At 70.6% G+C, this 16,588-nt stretch carries 19 protein-coding genes; 13 read left to right on the top strand and 6 right to left on the bottom strand.

Translation table 11 applies throughout. The annotated features are described in order from the left end of the window. The first annotated feature begins 2 nt into the window (after positions 1 to 2). The 10 genes from sufD to DFJ64_RS01775 all read left to right on the top strand — a co-directional run bounded on the left by sufD (position 3) and on the right by DFJ64_RS01775 (position 7,718). Positions 3 to 1,349: a Fe-S cluster assembly protein SufD gene (gene sufD, locus DFJ64_RS01820; RefSeq protein ID WP_245940902.1), complete on the top strand. Its 1,347-nt coding sequence runs from the start codon at positions 3 to 5 to the stop codon at positions 1,347 to 1,349. Between the two features lie 3 nt (positions 1,350 to 1,352). Beyond that, the gene (locus DFJ64_RS01815) at positions 1,353 to 1,694 is read left to right on the top strand and encodes a non-heme iron oxygenase ferredoxin subunit (protein ID WP_115848860.1); all 342 of its coding nucleotides are present in this window, start codon (positions 1,353 to 1,355) and stop codon (positions 1,692 to 1,694) included. A 19-nt stretch (positions 1,695 to 1,713) separates the two neighbouring features. Then, positions 1,714 to 2,478 (top strand): Fe-S cluster assembly ATPase SufC, encoded by a 765-nt coding sequence (gene sufC / locus DFJ64_RS01810; RefSeq protein WP_115848859.1) that lies wholly within the window; start codon positions 1,714 to 1,716, stop codon positions 2,476 to 2,478. Beyond that, positions 2,475 to 3,833: a cysteine desulfurase gene (locus DFJ64_RS01805; protein ID WP_281268476.1), complete on the top strand. Its 1,359-nt coding sequence runs from the start codon at positions 2,475 to 2,477 to the stop codon at positions 3,831 to 3,833. Before sufC ends, DFJ64_RS01805 begins: the two co-directional genes overlap by 4 nt. Further along, on the top strand, positions 3,833 to 4,345 hold the full coding sequence (gene sufU, locus DFJ64_RS01800; RefSeq protein ID WP_115848858.1) for a Fe-S cluster assembly sulfur transfer protein SufU: 513 nt from the start codon (positions 3,833 to 3,835) through the stop codon (positions 4,343 to 4,345). The genes DFJ64_RS01805 and sufU overlap by 1 nt, the downstream gene beginning before the upstream one ends. Further along, complete coding sequence (locus DFJ64_RS01795) at positions 4,342 to 4,665, top strand: metal-sulfur cluster assembly factor (protein WP_115848857.1); 324 nt, start codon at positions 4,342 to 4,344, stop codon at positions 4,663 to 4,665. The genes sufU and DFJ64_RS01795 overlap by 4 nt, the downstream gene beginning before the upstream one ends. A gap of 18 nt (positions 4,666 to 4,683) precedes the next feature. Beyond that, positions 4,684 to 5,418: an acVLRF1 family peptidyl-tRNA hydrolase gene (locus DFJ64_RS01790; protein ID WP_115848856.1), complete on the top strand. Its 735-nt coding sequence runs from the start codon at positions 4,684 to 4,686 to the stop codon at positions 5,416 to 5,418. 84 nt (positions 5,419 to 5,502) lie between these two features. After that, the gene (locus DFJ64_RS01785; protein ID WP_211310460.1) at positions 5,503 to 5,940 is read left to right on the top strand and encodes a hypothetical protein; all 438 of its coding nucleotides are present in this window, start codon (positions 5,503 to 5,505) and stop codon (positions 5,938 to 5,940) included. A gap of 90 nt (positions 5,941 to 6,030) precedes the next feature. Continuing rightward, positions 6,031 to 6,717, top strand: a complete 687-nt coding sequence (locus tag DFJ64_RS01780; protein ID WP_245940901.1) for a DUF6766 family protein — start codon at positions 6,031 to 6,033, stop codon at positions 6,715 to 6,717. Between the two features lie 173 nt (positions 6,718 to 6,890). Beyond that, entirely contained in the window at positions 6,891 to 7,718 is an 828-nt protein-coding gene (locus tag DFJ64_RS01775; protein ID WP_115848854.1) for a putative RNA methyltransferase, read from the top strand. A 32-nt stretch (positions 7,719 to 7,750) separates the two neighbouring features. Here DFJ64_RS01775 and DFJ64_RS01770 read toward each other — a convergent pair whose 3' ends face one another. After that, complete coding sequence (locus DFJ64_RS01770) at positions 7,751 to 8,569, bottom strand: enoyl-CoA hydratase-related protein (RefSeq protein ID WP_245940900.1); 819 nt, start codon at positions 8,567 to 8,569, stop codon at positions 7,751 to 7,753. A gap of 89 nt (positions 8,570 to 8,658) precedes the next feature. Here DFJ64_RS01770 and DFJ64_RS01765 point away from each other — a divergent pair, with 89 nt between their 5' ends. Together DFJ64_RS01765 and DFJ64_RS01760 are read left to right on the top strand one after the other, a co-directional pair. Beyond that, positions 8,659 to 9,543 carry an IclR family transcriptional regulator gene (locus DFJ64_RS01765; protein WP_115848852.1) on the top strand — a complete coding sequence of 295 codons (885 nt, stop codon included), beginning with the start codon at positions 8,659 to 8,661 and terminating at the stop codon, positions 9,541 to 9,543. Between the two features lie 49 nt (positions 9,544 to 9,592). Continuing rightward, positions 9,593 to 10,078 carry a GNAT family N-acetyltransferase gene (locus DFJ64_RS01760; protein ID WP_211310459.1) on the top strand — a complete coding sequence of 162 codons (486 nt, stop codon included), beginning with the start codon at positions 9,593 to 9,595 and terminating at the stop codon, positions 10,076 to 10,078. 92 nt (positions 10,079 to 10,170) lie between these two features. Here DFJ64_RS01760 and DFJ64_RS01755 read toward each other — a convergent pair whose 3' ends face one another. The 5 genes from DFJ64_RS01755 to DFJ64_RS01735 are packed head-to-tail and all read right to left on the bottom strand — an operon-like array spanning position 10,171 to position 14,530. Beyond that, the gene (locus DFJ64_RS01755; RefSeq protein ID WP_245940899.1) at positions 10,171 to 10,788 is read right to left on the bottom strand and encodes an energy-coupling factor transporter transmembrane component T family protein; all 618 of its coding nucleotides are present in this window, start codon (positions 10,786 to 10,788) and stop codon (positions 10,171 to 10,173) included. Continuing rightward, positions 10,785 to 11,459 (bottom strand): energy-coupling factor ABC transporter ATP-binding protein, encoded by a 675-nt coding sequence (locus DFJ64_RS01750; protein WP_115848850.1) that lies wholly within the window; start codon positions 11,457 to 11,459, stop codon positions 10,785 to 10,787. Before DFJ64_RS01750 ends, DFJ64_RS01755 begins: the two co-directional genes overlap by 4 nt. Then, positions 11,456 to 12,655: a thiolase family protein gene (locus tag DFJ64_RS01745; protein ID WP_170152447.1), complete on the bottom strand. Its 1,200-nt coding sequence runs from the start codon at positions 12,653 to 12,655 to the stop codon at positions 11,456 to 11,458. Before DFJ64_RS01745 ends, DFJ64_RS01750 begins: the two co-directional genes overlap by 4 nt. Beyond that, entirely contained in the window at positions 12,652 to 13,956 is a 1,305-nt protein-coding gene (locus DFJ64_RS01740; RefSeq protein ID WP_115848848.1) for a class I adenylate-forming enzyme family protein, read from the bottom strand. The genes DFJ64_RS01745 and DFJ64_RS01740 overlap by 4 nt, the downstream gene beginning before the upstream one ends. Beyond that, a complete protein-coding gene (locus DFJ64_RS01735; RefSeq protein ID WP_115848847.1) occupies positions 13,910 to 14,530 on the bottom strand; it encodes a biotin transporter BioY in 621 nt (206 codons plus the stop codon). Before DFJ64_RS01735 ends, DFJ64_RS01740 begins: the two co-directional genes overlap by 47 nt. A 312-nt stretch (positions 14,531 to 14,842) precedes the next feature. Here DFJ64_RS01735 and DFJ64_RS01730 point away from each other — a divergent pair, with 312 nt between their 5' ends. Continuing rightward, positions 14,843 to 16,432, top strand: coding sequence for an ABC-F family ATP-binding cassette domain-containing protein (locus tag DFJ64_RS01730; RefSeq protein WP_115848846.1), 1,590 nt, complete (start codon positions 14,843 to 14,845; stop codon positions 16,430 to 16,432). Positions 16,433 to 16,588 lie beyond the last annotated feature (156 nt).

Below are 16,588 nucleotides of genomic sequence, written 5' to 3'. Positions count from 1 at the left end.
AGGTGAGAGCGACATCCGACATGCCTGACCACGACCAGATCCGCACCGGTGAGGTGGCCGCGGGGGAACCCGCCGCCGCGGCTTCCCAGGTGCTCTCGCCCGAGTCCGGCGCCACCGCGGGTTCCGCGACACCGGCCGGCGCGGCCGGGCGTGCGCACGCGCATGGCGCCGGCGCGGAGTCCGCGCCCGCCTCGCACCTGCACCCGACCGGCTCGTTCGACCTCGCCGACCACCCGGTCCCCACGGGACGGGAGGAGGTCTGGCGGTTCACGCCGCTCAAGCGGTTGCGTGGACTGACCGACGGCACGGCGTCGCCGGACGGCAAGGTGGTCACCAGCGTCGACGCGCCGGCGGAGGTGCGCGTCGAGACGGTGGGCCGAGACGACCCGCGTTTGGGCTCGGTCTACGTCCCCGGGGACCGCGTCAGCGCCCAGGCGTGGACCTCCTTCCAGAGCGCCACCGTCGTGACGGTGCCCCAGGACGCTCGACTCGACCGGCCGGTCGTTCTGACCGTGCGCGGCGAGGACGCGAGCGGAGCGAGCTACGGGCACACCGTGGTCGACGTCAAGCCCTACGCCGAGGCCGTCGTGATCCTCGACCACGTGGGCTCGGCGACGCACGCGGCCAACGTGGAGTTCGCCGTGGGCGAGGGAGCGCGGCTGACCGTCGTCTCCATGCAGGACTGGGAGGACGACGCGGTCCACGCCGTCCACCAGGCGCTCCGGGTCGGCCGTGACGCGACGGTCAAGCACGTGGCCGTCACCTTCGGCGGCGACCTCGTCCGCCTCTACGCCCAGGTCGACTACGCCGGTCCGGGCGGCGAGGTGGAGATGCTCGGCCTGTACTTCGTCGACGCCGACCAGCACCTCGAGCACCGGCTGTTCGTCGACCACAACCACCCACACACCCAGAGCAACGTCGAGTACAAGGGCGCGCTGCAGGGCAAGGGCGCGCACGCGGTGTGGGTCGGCGACGTGTTGATCCGCAAGGTGGCGGAGGGCATCCGCACCTACGAGCACAACCGCAACCTGATGTTGACGGACGGATGCCGAGCAGACTCCGTGCCGAACCTGGAGATCGAGACCGGCGAGATCGAGGGCGCGGGACACGCCAGTGCGACGGGGCGTTTCGACGACGAGCAGCTGTTCTACCTGCAGTCGCGCGGTGTCCCGACCGACGAGGCGCGCCGCCTGGTGGTGCACGGCTTCTTCGCCGACCTGATCCGTCAGATCGGCGTCCCGGAGCTGCGGGACCGGCTGATGCAGCGGGTCGAGGCGGAGCTCGAGCGCAGCATCGGCCTGCCGCCCGCGTCGTCCGGCGCGACGCCCGGGGCGCGATCGGAGGTGTGAGCGATGAGCGACTTCCAACGCGCCTGCGCGCTGGCTGAGGTGACCGAGGCCAGCCCGGTTCCGGTTGTGCTCGACGGCGTCCCGGTCGCGATCGTGCGGTCCGGTGACCAGCTGCACGCCATCTACGACGTCTGCTCCCATGAGGAGGTGGCGTTGTCGGAGGGCGAGGTCGAGGACGGCGAGATCGAGTGCTGGCTGCACGGATCCCGTTTCGATCTCGCGACCGGACAGCCGACGGGTCTGCCGGCGACCGAGCCGGTACCTGTGTACCCGGTGAAGGTGGAGGGCGACGACGTCTACGTCGACGTCCACCACCCGTTGAACAACATCGAACGACCTGCCTAGGACTGGAGCCAGATCCCTCGTGAGCACCCTTGAGATCCGCGACCTGCACGTCTCCGTCGAGACAGAGGACGGCCCGAAGGAGATCCTTCGTGGGGTTGACCTGACCGTGCGGTCGGGGGAGATCCACGCCATCATGGGCCCGAACGGCTCGGGCAAGTCCACCTTGGCGTACTCGATCGCCGGTCACCCGAAGTACCAGGTCACCGGTGGCTCGGTCACGCTCGACGGTGAGGACATCCTCGCGATGAGCGTCGACGAGCGGGCCCGTGCCGGCCTGTTCCTGGCGATGCAGTACCCCGTCGAGGTGACCGGTGTGTCGGTCGCGAACTTCCTGCGGACCGCCAAGACCGCCATCGACGGAAAGCCGCCCGCGCTGCGTCAATGGGTCAAGGAGGTCAACGCCGCTCTGGAGCGGCTCGGCATGGACCCCAGCTTCTCGCAGCGCAACGTCAACGAAGGCTTCTCCGGCGGTGAGAAGAAGCGGCACGAGATCGTCCAGTTGGAGCTCCTGGACCCGAAGTTCGCGATCCTGGACGAGACCGACTCCGGGCTCGACATCGACGCGCTGAAGGTCGTCTCCGAAGGCGTCAACCGCTTCCACGCCAGGGGTGACAAGGGCGTGTTGCTCATCACCCACTACACGCGCATCCTCCGCTACATCCGGCCGGACTACGTGCACGTGTTCGTCGACGGCCGGGTCGCGGAGGCGGGCGGACCTGAGCTGGCTGAGAAGCTGGAGACGGAGGGCTACGCGAACTACGTGAAGGCAGGCGCATCCTCGTGAGTGACGGTGTGGCGCGGGCCGGCCGGGCCGGTCTGGGGCTGGACGTGGAGAGGATCCGGAAGGACTTCCCGATCCTCGAGCGCGTGCTGCCCGGCGGCCGTCAGCTGATCTACCTCGACAGTGGGGCCACCTCGCAGAAGCCGCGTCAGGTGCTCGACGCGGAGCGCGAGTTCTACGAGCGTCACAACGCGGCCGTGCACCGCGGTGCGCACCGGCTGGCCGAGGAGGCCACCGAGCTGTACGAGTCGGCCCGTGCCAAGGTCGCGGCGTTCGTGGGCGCCGACCCGGGCGAGGTGGTGTTCACCAAGAACGCCACCGAGGCCATCAACCTCGTCGCCTACGGGATGAGCAACGCGGCGACCTCGTCGGTGCCGGGCGCCGACCGGTTCCGGTTGGGACCCGGCGACGAGGTGGTGGTCACCGAGATGGAGCACCACGCCAACCTCGTCCCGTGGCAGATGCTGTGCGAGCGGACCGGCGCGACGCTTCGGTGGTTCGGGCTCACCGACGAGGGTCGGCTGGACCTCTCCACTCTCGAGGAGATGATCACCGAGCGCGTGAAGGTCGTCGCGGTCACCCACCAGTCGAACGTGCTCGGCACCGTCAACCCGGTCGACGTCATCACCGCGCGGGCGCACGCGGTGGGCGCGTTCGTCGTCGTCGACGCGGCTCAGTCGGTGCCGCACCAGCCGGTCGACTTCCACCGGCTCGGCGTCGACTTCCTGGCGTTCTCCGGCCACAAGATGCTGGGACCGACGGGGATCGGCGTCCTGGTCGGGCGTCGGGAGCTGTTGGATGCGCTGCCGCCCTTCCTCACCGGTGGATCCATGATCGAGGTCGTCCGGATGGAGGCATCGACCTTCGCGCCACCGCCGCAGCGTTTCGAGGCCGGCGTTCCCAACATCGCCCAGGCGGTCGGGCTCGCCGCCGCCGTCGACTACCTGTCCGAGGTCGGCATGGAGGCGGTGGCGGAGCACGAACGCGATCTCACCGCCTACGCGCTGGAACGGCTCGGCGCGACGCCGGGCGTCCGCGTCGTCGGACCGCTCACCGCCGAGGCGCGCGGCGGTGCGGTGTCGTTCGTCGTCGACGGGGTACACCCGCACGACGTGGGTCAGGTCCTCGACGACCTCGGCATCGCCGTCCGGGTCGGGCACCACTGCGCGTGGCCGATCATGCGGCGGTACGGGGTCCCGGCGACCACCCGGGCGACCTTCTACCTCTACAACACTCGGGCCGAGGTCGACGCGCTCGTCGAGGGCGTCGAGCACGTCCAGCGCTTCTTCGGGGTGGCCCCGACGGCCACCGCGGGGGGTGCTGGAGGCGGTCGGAACACCTCGGGAGCGACACGCTGATGCAGGTCGAGACGCTCTACCAGGACATCATCCTGGACCACTACAAGAACCCGCACGGCAAGGGCCTGCGGGAGCCGTACGACGCCGAGGCCTACCACGTCAACCCCACCTGCGGCGACGAGGTGACCCTTCGGGTGCGCCTGGCCGGTGAGGGCGACGACGTGCGCATCGATGACGTCTCGTACGACAGCGTGGGCTGCTCCATCAGCCAGGCCGCCGCCTCGGTGCTCCACGACCTCGTGCGTGGCCAGCGACTCGAGGACGCCATGCGGGTGCACGACGAGTTCGTGGCCCTCATGCAATCCAAGGGCCAGGTCGAACCCGACGAAGAGGTCCTTCAGGACGGGATCGCCTTCGCTGGGGTCTCGAAGTACCCGGCGCGGATCAAGTGTGCCTTGCTGGCGTGGATGGCGTGGAAGGACGCCACCGCTCGGGCCCTCGGCCGTGACCAAGCCTCGCGGCCCGGCGGTGGCCTCGATGGGCAGGCCAACAAGGAGGGAGCCGGCCGATGACCGATGGCGTGCGGACGACGGAGGACGACATCCTCGAGGCGTTGAAGGATGTGGTCGACCCCGAGCTCGGCATCAACGTCGTCGACCTCGGTCTGGTCTACGGCGTGAAGCTGGACGACGACGGCGTGGCGACGATCGACATGACGCTCACCTCGGCGGCCTGTCCGCTCACGGATGTGATCGAGGACCAGGCGCAGGTGGCGCTCGACGGCGTCGTCGACGCGTTCCGCATCAACTGGGTGTGGATGCCGCCGTGGGGGCCCGACAAGATCACCGATGAGGGCCGCGAGCAGCTGCGGGCTCTCGGCTTCAACGTCTGAGCGGGCCAGAGCCAGCCCATGGCCGGTGGCGTTCGCGAGCTCAGCGTCGCGCCGGAGCGGCTGGAGCGCTTCCTGGAGAACTTCCTCTGCCGCCACAGCGGTGAGGCCGCACCCGATGCGCCACGCGGTGGGGCGGCGGCGGGCCAGGAGGACGCGGCACGGTCAGGAGAGGCGGTCGGTGCCCGCCCACCCGCCTCGTGGTCTGTCGACGACGACACGGTCACGGTGGTGGCACGGGACGGCACCCGCGCTGAGTGTCGTGTCCCGTTTCCTCCGCTCCGGTCAGATCCGGACGCGATCTTCGGTGGGCTCGTCGAGCACGTGTGTCGGGATCGTCGTGTCGGCGTGGTCCTGGTGCGATTGGGTGGCTACGCCGCTGGGGTGTTCGAAGGAAGCCGACTGGTGGCCTCCAAAGTGGGCTCGAGGCTGGTCCACGGTCGCTCGGCGGCGGGTGGTTGGTCGCAGCAGCGGTTCGCCCGGCGTCGGGAGAAGCAGGCGCGGGAGGCGTTCCGGGCCGCGGCCGACGTCGTCGCTCGGATCGTCGTTCCGGTGGCCGACACGCTCGACGCCGTGGTGGTGGGCGGAGACCGTCGGGCGGTGGCGCAGGTCTTGGACGATCCGCGACTCGCGCCGCTGCGGCCGCTCGTCGTTCCCCCGCACCTGACCGTGCCGGATCCCAAGCTGGCGGTGCTCCAGCGGACGCCGGAGCAGTTCCGCTCGGTTCGCGTGCGGTTGGTCAGCGCAGGTCCATGACCGGCGCGCAGACGAGCTGGCCGCGGGCTCGCGGCTCGCTCACGGGACGCATGCCCACCGCAGCCGAAGGGTATGGCTGGAGGCGTGGTTCGCGATCTTGCCCGCTCCAGAGCGCGACCAATCATCGCCCGGGCGGCTTTGGCCGGTTGCCTCATCGCCGCGCTGACGGGATGTGGCTCGCTCTCTCGGCGTGAGGCGGCTGTCACTGCGGTCGCTCGACAGTTCCGATCCGCCGTCGCGGCCGGGAACGCCGCGGTCGCCTGCGGGTTGCTGGCGCCCCAGACGCGTCGGGAGCTGGAGCGGTCGGCCGATCTCCCGTGTGATCGCGCCCTCGCCGACGCGGACGTGCCCACCCATGGACACCACGTCGACACCGTGGACGTCTACGGCGACCAGGCACGGGTGGTGTTCGCCGGTGACACCGTCTTCCTCGCGAGCTTCTCGGCGGGATGGAGGATCACCGCCGCCGGCTGTGTCTACCGCGGCGACCAGCCGTACGACTGTGTGATTTCTGGACGGTGAGCCACCGTGCGAGCCACGTTCACCGGCCTTGTCCTCCTTCTCGTCGGGGGACTGGCGTACGTCGTCGTCCTCGGACTCCTCCACAGGTAGGTGACCGTGCTACGCAGGGCCTTCCGCGAGAACTCGCTGACGATCGTGTTCGGTGCCGCCTTCCTCGCGGCGCTCGGCGGGCAGGCTGTCGCCGGGCATGCTCTCCTCAACCAACAGCAGCTGGCGGCCGGGCTGGAGCCGGTGTCGCTGTGGCAGTACCTCACCTCGTCGGACTTCGGTGTGGACGTGACGGAGAACTGGCAGTCGGAGTACCTGCAGTTCTTCCTCTACATCTACGGCACGGTGTGGCTCGTCCAGCGTGGCTCCCCGGAGTCCAAGCCGGTTGACGCGGCCGGTCCCGGTTCCGATGAACAGCAGCGCGCCGGGCCGTACGCGGGTCCGGACTCACCCCGCTGGGCTCGCCTCCGCGGATTCCGGCTGGGCGTGTACTCGCACTCGCTGTCGCTCGCGATGGGCTCGATCTTCCTCGCCTCCTGGTTCGCGCAGTCGATCACCGGCGTCGTGGCCTACAACGAGGAGCAGCTGAGCCAGCTCGAGCCGCCGCTGACCTGGCACGAGTACCTCGGCTCACCGGACTTCTGGAGTCGCACCCTCCAGAACTGGCAGTCGGAGCTGCTCGCACTGGTCTCCATGGCGGTGCTCGCGATCTACCTGCGGGAACGCGGGTCTCCGGAGTCCAAACCTCTGGGCGCGGCTCACCATCACGCGACGGGGGAGACCGGTTGACCAGGCGCCACAGCGGGGTGTGAGCGGCGGTCGAGGCGCGTGCTCGTGCCAGCGGACAAGCTGGAGGACGTCGATGCGTGCCGCCATGGCGGTACCCCGATGGTGGCCGCCTCGTGGTCACCACCGATCATGCCGACCATGAGCCTGGCTGATGTGGCGCGGACGCAGGCGTGATGGGACTGCTCGACGTCGTCCACCTGCTGCGCTGTCCGGTGTGCGGTCGACAACTGGCGGCGCGCGGCCGGTCGCTGCGCTGCGGCGGTGGGCACAGCTTCGACATCGCCCGACACGGGTACGTGACCTTGCTCAGAGGCAGGGGACGCGGCAAAGGGCTACCAGGAGACTCGTCGACGATGGTCGCCGCCCGGGAGGCGTTCCTCGCCGCAGGGCACTACCGGTGGCTGGCGGAGGCCGTCGCCGCGCGCGCCGGCGGTGACGTCGTGGTGGACGCCGGCGCGGGCACGGGCTACTACCTGGCGGCCGTCCTCGAGCGGACACCCGGCCTGGGTATCGCGATCGACTCCTCCGCGTACGCGCTGCGCCGGGCGGCTCGGGCGCACCCGGCCATCGGCGCGGTCCGCGCGGACCTGTGGCGAGACCTGCCGCTCGGGGACGGGGTAGCCGACGTGGTGCTCAACGTGTTCGCTCCGCGTCATGCCGCGGAGTTCGCGCGGGTGCTTCGTCGGGGCGGGCGGCTGGTCACCGTGACGCCCGAGCCGCGACACCTCGTCGAGCTCGTCAGCCGCCTCGACTTGCTGTCGGTGGACGCGGAGAAGGAACGTCGGCTCGCGGAAAGCCTCGGTCGGTGGTTCACCGTCGCCGACTCGGAGCGCTTCGACGTCTCCCTCCGGTTGGACCACGACGCCGTGCGCGCTCTCGTCGCCATGGGACCGAGCGCGTGGCACACCGACCCGGAGACGGTGGCGGCCAGGATCCGACGTCTGCCCGCGCCCGTGACGGTCACCGCGTCGTGTCGGGTCACGACGTGGCGGCCGAGCTGAGACCCGCCCACCCGTGCGCCGGTGGCGGCACGCTACCCGAAGCGTGGCGGTCGCTTCTCCAGGAACGCACGGACCCCTTCGCGGTAGTCCGCGGTGTCGAAGCACGAATCGCGCAGGTGCGCGGTCAGCTCGTCGTCCGTGCGCTGACCGTCGACAATCCGGTTGACCATCGTCTTGGCGGCTCGGACGCTGAACTGCGCACGAGTGGTCAGCAACCGCGCGAAGTCGTAGGTGCGGTCCTCCAACGTGTCCGCCGGCACCAGCTCGTCGAGCAGTCCGAGACGCAGGGCGTCCTCGGCGTGGATCTGCTCGCCGGACATGAGCATCCACTTGGCCCGCGCCGGCCCTACCAGGTCCACCAGTCGTCTCGTCGACTCGAGGCCATAGACGAGGCCGAGCTTGGCCGGCGTGATGGCGACCTCGGTGTGCTCGTCCCCGAAACGCAAATCGGTGGCCAGAGCGAGGCCGGCACCGCCGCCGATGCAATAGCCGTGGATCATGGCGATCGTGGGCTTGGGGAACTCCTCGATCGCCCGCTCCGCCGCGGCCACCTTCTCGTTGTAGGCGCGTGCGCTGACGGCGTCCCCTCGCACGCGCTCGAACTCGCTGATGTCCGCCCCGGACGCGAACGCCTTCGTGCCGGCGCCACGGAAGACGACCACCCTGACGGACGGGTCGCTGGCGAGATCGGTCATGATCATGGGGAGGGCGGTGTACATCGCCAGCGTGATGGCGTTGTGCGTGGCTGGTCGGTTGAGGAGGACGGTCGCGATGGCGCCGTCACGGTTCACCACGAGGTCGTCGGTCACGAGTCCACACCTGTCGTCGTCGGCTTCGGGGCTAGCTGGCATGTGCGTCTTTCCCTCCTTGCCACAGAGGCCGTTGATGCCGAAAAGTGGGGTAACTGTCCTGTATCTGGAACGCTCGGCGAGGAGGCTGGGTGGGGTCCGCGAGCTCTCCACACACGACCGATGCACCGCACGAGGCGAGCGAGGCCGGGACGGACGCGCCCAGCGCGCGCCGTCGGGGCGTTCAGTCGATCGACCGAGCCGCCGCGATCCTTCGTTGCTTCAGCCTTGACCGCCCTGAGCTCGGGATCAGCGAGATCGCGCGGATGACTGGCCTGTCGACGAGTACGACCCACCGGCTTCTCAGCGCTCTCCAGGACAACCGGCTCGTTCGCCAGACGAGCGACCGCCGTTACGCCTTGGGTCCGCTGCTGCTGCAGCTGGCGCGCGGCGGCACGGTCACCGCGACCTTGCGCGATGTCGCTCTCCCGGTGATGACCACGCTGCGGGACGACATCGACGAGACCATCGGACTGCATGTCCTCCTGCCCACGCACGAGCGGGCGGTCATCGACCAAGTCGAGAGCCGCCAGCCACTTCGCCGCGCCTACACCGAGTTCGGGGTTCCCATCCCCTTGCCCCTCGGCGCGCCCGGCAAAGCGATGCTCGCGCACCTGCCGTACTCGATTCAGGAGACGATCCTGGCTCGCCCGATCCCGGCCGCCACGCCGCGCACCGTCACAGACCCCGTCCTGCTGCGCAAACAGCTGGCCGAGATTCGGGCACACAACATCGCGTTCTCCTATGCCGAGCGCACCGAGGGCGTCCACACGATCGCCTCGGCGATCTTCGACGACGCTGGTGCCACGGTGGCGTCGGTGAGCGTGTCCGCGCCCGAGGTGCGCATGCCTGAGGAGCGCATGGAGGAGCTCGGCCCGAGGGTCGCCGCGGCCGCGTGGGAGATCTCAGAGCTCCTCGGGGCCACCAAGCAACGCGTGGCCGCGCAGGTGGCCGCGGCCGAGCCGCCGGTTCACTGACGCCGGTGTGTGGCGCGCGCGATCGCCCGGATGCGACATGCTTAGTGCTATGCAGATCAGGGACGCCGAACCCGCGCACTGGCCGCGGATTTGGCCCTTCCTGCGGGCCATCGTGGCGGCGGGAGACACCTACACGTGGGACCCGGACACGCCGGAGGAGCGCGCTCGTGAGCTGTGGATGCCGGGTCCCCCGGTGCGGACGGTCGTCGCCCTCGACGGGGACGAGGTCGTCGGCACCGCGAAGTTCCAGCCCAACCAGGCCGGGCCCGGGTCCCACGTCGCGAACGCCAGCTTCATGGTCGACCCCCGGCACGCTGGCCGTGGCATCGGGCGTCGGCTGGCCGAACACGTCCTGGAGCTCGCCCGGGCCGAGGGCTACCGGGCGATGCAGTTCAACGCGGTGGTGGAGACCAACACGCGGGCGGTCGCCCTGTGGCGCTCGCTCGGCTTCGAGATCATCGGCACCGTCCCCGAGGCGTTCCACCATCCGGAGAAGGGGTACGTCGGGCTGCACATCATGTACCGCCGCCTCTGAGCGGCGCCGTCCTCGGGCGTCTGCCGTCGCAGGCGTGGGTTGGTCGTTGGCGACGACGGCGACGGCCGATGCTCGGACGGGAGCGTCCCGGCTCAGTCGTCCACGCCTCGGGCGGCCAGCGCGGCCCCGATCGCGTCGGCCTTCTTCACCAGCCGGATGACCAGGGGGACGACGAGCGCCGAGGGGCGGTTGTCCAGACCACGGGCCTTCTGGGCCTCCCGTGCCTCGGCGTAGCAACGCGCGACCAGCGGCACACAGCGCACGGTGAGCGCGAGGACGAGCGCCACCCGGGTGGGGTTGATCCCGAGGCGGACGAGCGGGCGAGCCGCCGCCTCGATGGCGTCGAGCATGGCCGACACCCGAGTCGTGAGCGTGACCAGTGCGGCGAGCGCGACGAGGATGAGCAGCTGCCCCACGACGAGCAGCGCTTGGTCCGGGCCGGCGGTCACCCACTGGAAGACCAGGAGCGGCGCGGCGACCCAGCACACCGGTCTCACCTGCGCCAGGGCCACCCGCCACGGTACGCGGGCGACCGCGGTGAGCAACACCGTGGCCGCCGCGACGAGCCCGAGCGTGGCCAGGCGAGAGACCTGGAGGATCCCAACTGCGACGACGGCGAGCGCCACCAGCTTGATCCCAGCCGGCATGCGGTGCACGGGGGACGAGCCGGGCTGGTAGAGGCCGAGGTGAACGTGCGTCGACAGGCTCACGCCACAAGCCTCCGGTAGAACGCCACCGCCTCGCTCGCGCCGGCGTCGGCGACGACGCGCCCTTCGTGCAGGACGAGGACGCGCTCGAAGCCGGCGAGCAGGTCGAGGTGGTGGGTGACCAGGATGACCTGTTGGGGGAGGCTCGCCAGCAGCTCGGTGACCATTCGGGCGTTGCGCAGGTCGAGGAGCGTGGTCGGCTCGTCGCAGACGAGGGTCCGTGGCTCGGTGACCAGCACGCTGGCCAGGGCGAGCAGCTGGAGCTGGCCGCCCGACAGCAGGTGAGCCGGGTGGTCCGCGTACTCGGCCAGCCCGAAGCGGGTGAGCGTCTGCGAAACCCGTTGGGCGACCTCGGCGCGGGGAAGGCCGAGTCGCCGGAGCCCGAGCGCCACGTCCTCGGCCACGGTGGGCATGACGACCTGGGCCTCCGGGTCGGTGAAGACGAACCCCACGCGTCGTCGGACTTCGCGCCCGTGCGTCCTGGTGTCGAACCCGTCCACCTCGACGCGGCCGTGTGTCGGGATGACCAGGCCATTGAGCAGCCGGGCGAAGGTCGACTTCCCCGAGCCGTTCGCTCCGACGATGCCGATGCGGCGCTCGGTGAGCTCGACGTCGATCGAGTCCAAGACGACCCGGTCACCGTAGCGGTGGGTGACCTCGCGCACTCGGATCACGGCTCAGGAACCTTCCGCACGAGGGCGGCGACACCCATCCCGCCGCCGATGGAGACGGCCGCCAAGCCCAGGTCCGGCCCGTCCTCGCGAACCATCCGGCTGAAGAGCCGCACGAGCAGGAGGGCCCCGCTCGCGCCCCACGGGTGGCCGAGGGCCAGGGTCCCCCCGTCGGGACTGATCCGGTCTGGATCGAGGCCGAGCGCGTCGGCACAGGCCAGCACTTGACCGGCGAACGCCTCCACCAGCTCGATCGCGCCGATGTCGTCGAGCTGGAGCCCGGTGCGGGCGAGCAGCCGGCGAACCGCTGGGACCATCCCGAGACCTGGTCGGTCAGGGTCGCTGCCGGCGCATTCCCAGTCGAGGAGGGCGAGGCCGGGCCACCCGTGGTCCACCCGAACGTGGTCGGGGACGACGGCGACCGCCGCGGCTCCGTCGTTGACGCCGCACGAGTTGCCCGCGGTGACGGTTCCGCCTTCCGCCTCGGGCACGTACGCCGGACGCAGCCGGGCGAGGCGTTCGGGGGTCAGCCCGGCGCGGGGACGCTCGTCCCGGTCGACGCCGCCCAGGAGGACGATCTCGCGCGCGAAGCGCTTCGCCTCGATGGCGGCGACGGCCCGAGCGTGGCTGCGGGCGGCGTAAGCGTCCTGCCGCGCTCGGCTCACGCCCGCCTCCTGGGCTACTCGGTCGGCGGCGACGCCCATGTCCGGATCGGTGTAGGGGGGTGGCGCGAATGGCGCCCGCTCGTACGGACGCGGCGGGTCGCCGGGTCGCTTCGGGCGCCACGCGCGGATCGGGGCGGTGGAGGCGCTCTCCGCCCCGCCGGCGAGATAGAGGTCGCCCCGGCCGGCGAGGACGAGACTGCCGGCGAGCGTGATGGCCTCGAGACCGCTGCCGCACTGCCGGTCGAGGGTCAGCCCCGGTACGTCCGGGCCCAGCCCAGCAGCCAACGTGGCCACCCGCGCGACATTGCCGCCCGGTCCCATGCAGTTTCCGAGGATGACGTCGGCGACCGGGGGGAGCCGGTCCTTGCTCGCCTCCGCCGGTCGTGCGGCGAGGTCGTCCAGCAGCGCCCGGAGGACCGGCGCGGCGAGTCGCTCGACCGGGACGTCGGCCAATGCCCGGCCGGCGGTGCCGATCGCGGTGCGCCGTGCGGCGACGATGACCGGTGTGCGTGGATGGGGCTTGGTGGCGATCACGACAGGGTCCGCGCGCTGAGAGTTCCGTCCGCCAGCCCGGCGACGACCTGAGCCCGGGCGACCTTGCCCGAGGCGGTCCGCGGGAGCCGGTCGACGGCGTACCACACCCGTGGTCGCTCCGCGGGGGTGAGGTGCTCCGCCGCCCATGCGCGGAGGTTCCTGCGCAGGTCGTGGAGCGCGACGCCGTCGTCACCTGGTTCCACGACCGCGACGACGACCTCGCCCAGCGTGTCGTGCGCTCGTCCGACGACCGCCACGTCGGCGACGTTCGGTGCGTGGCGCAGGACCTCCTCGACCGCCTCGGGGATGATCGTGGACCCACCGGTGGTGATGACGCCGTCGGCGCGGCCCGCGACGGTGAGAGTGCCATCGTCGCGACGGACGCCGAGGTCACCGACGGTGGCGAAGCCAGCGTGGTCACGCTCCACGCTCAGTGCGAGGTACGGGCTGCGTGCCCAGATCACGCCGTCGCGGATGTCGACCTCGACGTTCGGGAACGGTCGCATGACTCCGGCGGGTGCGCCCGGCCGCCGGATCGCCACGAACGACAGCTCGGCGGCTCCGTAGTAGTCGACCACGGTCACACCGGCACGGCGAAGGGCGGCGTCGACGTCCTGCCTGAGGTGGGCCCCACCACAGACGGCGGTCCGCAGTCTGCTCCTGGCCGGCTCGAGACGGTCGGCCAGCGCCGCGAGCATCGCCGGGACCGCGTGGACCGCCGTGCAGTGCTGGCAGGCGTCGGCGGCCGCCTCGGGCGACCACCGGGGGAGCGGATGGATGGCCGCCCCCATGGTGAGGGCGTGCAGCGCGCCGAAGAGGAACAGGCTGGACGACAGCCCGCCGGGAATCAGCACCGTGTCGGCGTCGCCCACCCCGGTGAGCGCCGAGAAGGCTGGGAAGCTGAACGTCCACGACTGCCGCGTGCGCGCCACCGGCCTCGGTGTGCCCGTGCTGCCCGAGGTGAACACCACGAGACAGACGTCGTCGCCGTGCGGTGCCGCCGCGGACGCGGCCGCCTGGACGGCCGCGGCTCGGACGGAGTCCGGCCACCGGGCGTCGGTCACGACGGTGGCCGCGCCCAAGAGGTCGGCGGCGAGGAGGTCGACGAGGAGAGCTACGACGTCACCGTCGCTGGTGACGACCTGCTGCCCAGGGCCGACGCCCCGCGCGGCCAGCTCGTCGGCGCGCGCCCGGCCGCGGGCGGCGAGCTCTCCGAAGCTCACCGGCCCGCACGGCCCGGTGACGGCGGGCCGGTCAGGTTGGGCGGCCGCCCGTCGTATCACGTCTCGGGAGATGGCCATCGTGGCGAACGGTATCGCGGGCGAGGGTCGGGTAGCCGGCGTGCACCCCCTTGGCGACGGCGGTCGCCACCACCGCCTTGAGGAGATCGCCCGGCAGGAACACCAGGCCGGCGACGACGGCGGCGACCACGCCGGTCGTCCCCGTCCGCCAGGCTTGCACGGGAATCCCGATCGCGTAGACGACCACGATGCCGCCGATGACGTTCGCGATGAAGCCGTAGAGCGTCGAGTAACGCGGCATCGCCTTCTCGGTCAACCAGCCGGTGACCCAGGCTCCGAGTGGGAACGCGACGAAGTACCCCGCGGATGCTCCGGCGAGGACGCCGAGTCCGCCGCGCCCACCGGCGAGCAGGGGCAGTCCGGCGAGGACCAGGACGACGAACGTCGCCACCGCGAGGAAGCCGCGGCGCGCGCCGAGGATCGACCCGGCGAGCATGACGCCCAACGTCTGCGCGGTGATGGGGACCGCGGTGCCGAAGAGGTAGAACGTCCCAGGAAGCCCGAGCGCGGCCAGCAGCGCCGCGAAGAGCGCCACGAGCGCCAGGTCACGGGTGGATAGACGGCTGGACGGCATCGACGGGCTCCGTTTCGGGGTCCTGAGCGTTGAGTCCTGCGTTTCGGCGTCCTCAGCTCCGGCGTCCTCGGTCGACCAACGGCCGAGGGGCGTCCTCGGCCGGCCAACCGGGCCCGAGGGCTGCAGCTGGTCGGAATGGCCGAGGCTCAGCGTATGCGGGTTGGGCGCCGAGAAGCGTCCCGGCCCGATCCTCGGATGCGGCTGGGAGATCCCGTTCTCTACACTGAACCTCATGCTCATCCGGACCTCTTGATCGGACAGCCAACGCCGACGCCCTTTCCCTGTGTCCGATCGACTCCGGAGAGCTACTGAATGATCACCGCTAGCAATCTCGAGCTGCGAGCCGGCGCCCGTCTTCTCCTCGCGAACGCGTCCTTCCGCGTGTCCCCAGGCGACAAGATCGGGCTCGTTGGGCGGAACGGGGCCGGCAAGACCACGCTCACACGGGTTCTCGCCGGCGAGAGCCTGCCGGCGGCCGGCACGGTCACGCGCAGCGGCTCGGTCGGCTACCTGCCGCAAGACCCACGCACCGGCGATCTCGAGGTGACAGCGCGCGACCGGGTTCTGTCAGCGCGTGGCCTCGATGAGCTGGTGCGTGCTCTCCGGGCCCGCGAGCAGGAGATGGCGGCCAGTGGGAGCGAGCGGGCGATGCGACGGTACGCCCGCGTCGAGGCGGAGTTCCTCGCCCGCGGCGGGTACGCGGCCGAAGCGGAGGCGGCCCAGGTGACGAGGAGCCTCGGCCTGCCGGACCGGGTGCTGAACCAGCCGCTGGGCACGCTCTCGGGTGGGCAGCGGCGTCGAATCGAGCTCGCCCGGATCCTGTTCTCCGGTGCCGACACCCTGCTGCTGGACGAGCCGACGAACCACCTCGACGCCGACTCCATCGCGTGGTTGCGGGAGTTCCTCAAGGGCTTCAAGGGCGGTCTCGTGTTGATCAGCCACGACGTCAGCCTGCTGGAAGCCGTGGTCAATCGGGTCTTCCACCTGGACGCCAACCGGGCCGAGCTCGACATCCACAACGTCGGGTGGAAGACCTACCTCACGCAGCGTGAGGCCGACGAACGTCGCCGCAAGCGGGAGCGCGCCAACGCCGAGCGCAAGGCGCAGGCACTTCTCGCCCAGGCCGAGAAGATGCGCGCGAAGGCCACCAAGGCGGTCGCCGCCAAGAACATGGCCCGCCGGGCCGAGCGGATGCTGGCGGCGGTGGAGCCGCCGCGCCGTCCGGAGAAGGTCGCGCGCATCCGTCTGCCCGAACCCGCGCCGTGCGGCAAGACACCATTGACAGCCACCGGGCTCTCCAAGTCGTACGGATCGCTGGAGGTCTTCACAGACGTCGACCTCGCGATCGATCGAGGCAGTCGCGTGGTGGTCCTGGGGCTCAACGGCGCCGGCAAGACAACCTTGCTCAAGATCCTCGCAGGCGTGGAGGAGCCGGACACCGGAGTCGTCGAGGCTGGACACGGTCTGCGGTTGGGTTACTACGCCCAGGAGCACGAAACACTCGATCTCGACCGCAGTGTTCTACACAATCTGTTGTCGGCTGGACCACATTTGTCCGACATTGAAGCCCGTGGGATCCTCGGCTCCTTCCTGTTCAGCGGGGATGACGTCGACAAACCGGCCGGCGTGCTATCCGGGGGAGAGAAGACTCGGCTCGCCCTTGCGTGCTTGGTGTGTTCGACTGCCAACGTTCTGTTGCTCGACGAGCCAACCAACAATCTCGACCCCATGTCCCGGGAGGAGATCCTCGGCGCGATCAGGTCCTACCGGGGAGCGATCGTCCTGGTCACCCACGACGAGGGAGCGGTCGAAGCGCTCCAGCCTGAGCGTGTGCTGCTCCTGCCGGATGGCGTCGAAGATCTCTGGAGCGACGATTACGCGGATTTGGTAGCGCTGGCGTGACCCACCGGAATCACCAAACACCGCGTCGGTGATCGATTGCCGGGATCTGTCAATCGCGTCAAGAACTTTCCATCCGACACGGCGGATCTTCCGTTGGTTCGGAGGCATGGTTCGGCGGATCATGGGGCATTGGTTGGAGTGATCGAATGCTGTGCG

It is taken from the genome of Thermasporomyces composti (assembly GCF_003386795.1).
GTDB classification, from domain to species: Bacteria; Actinomycetota; Actinomycetes; order Propionibacteriales; family Actinopolymorphaceae; genus Thermasporomyces; species Thermasporomyces composti.
This window is presented reverse-complemented; position numbering and strand designations above follow the sequence as displayed.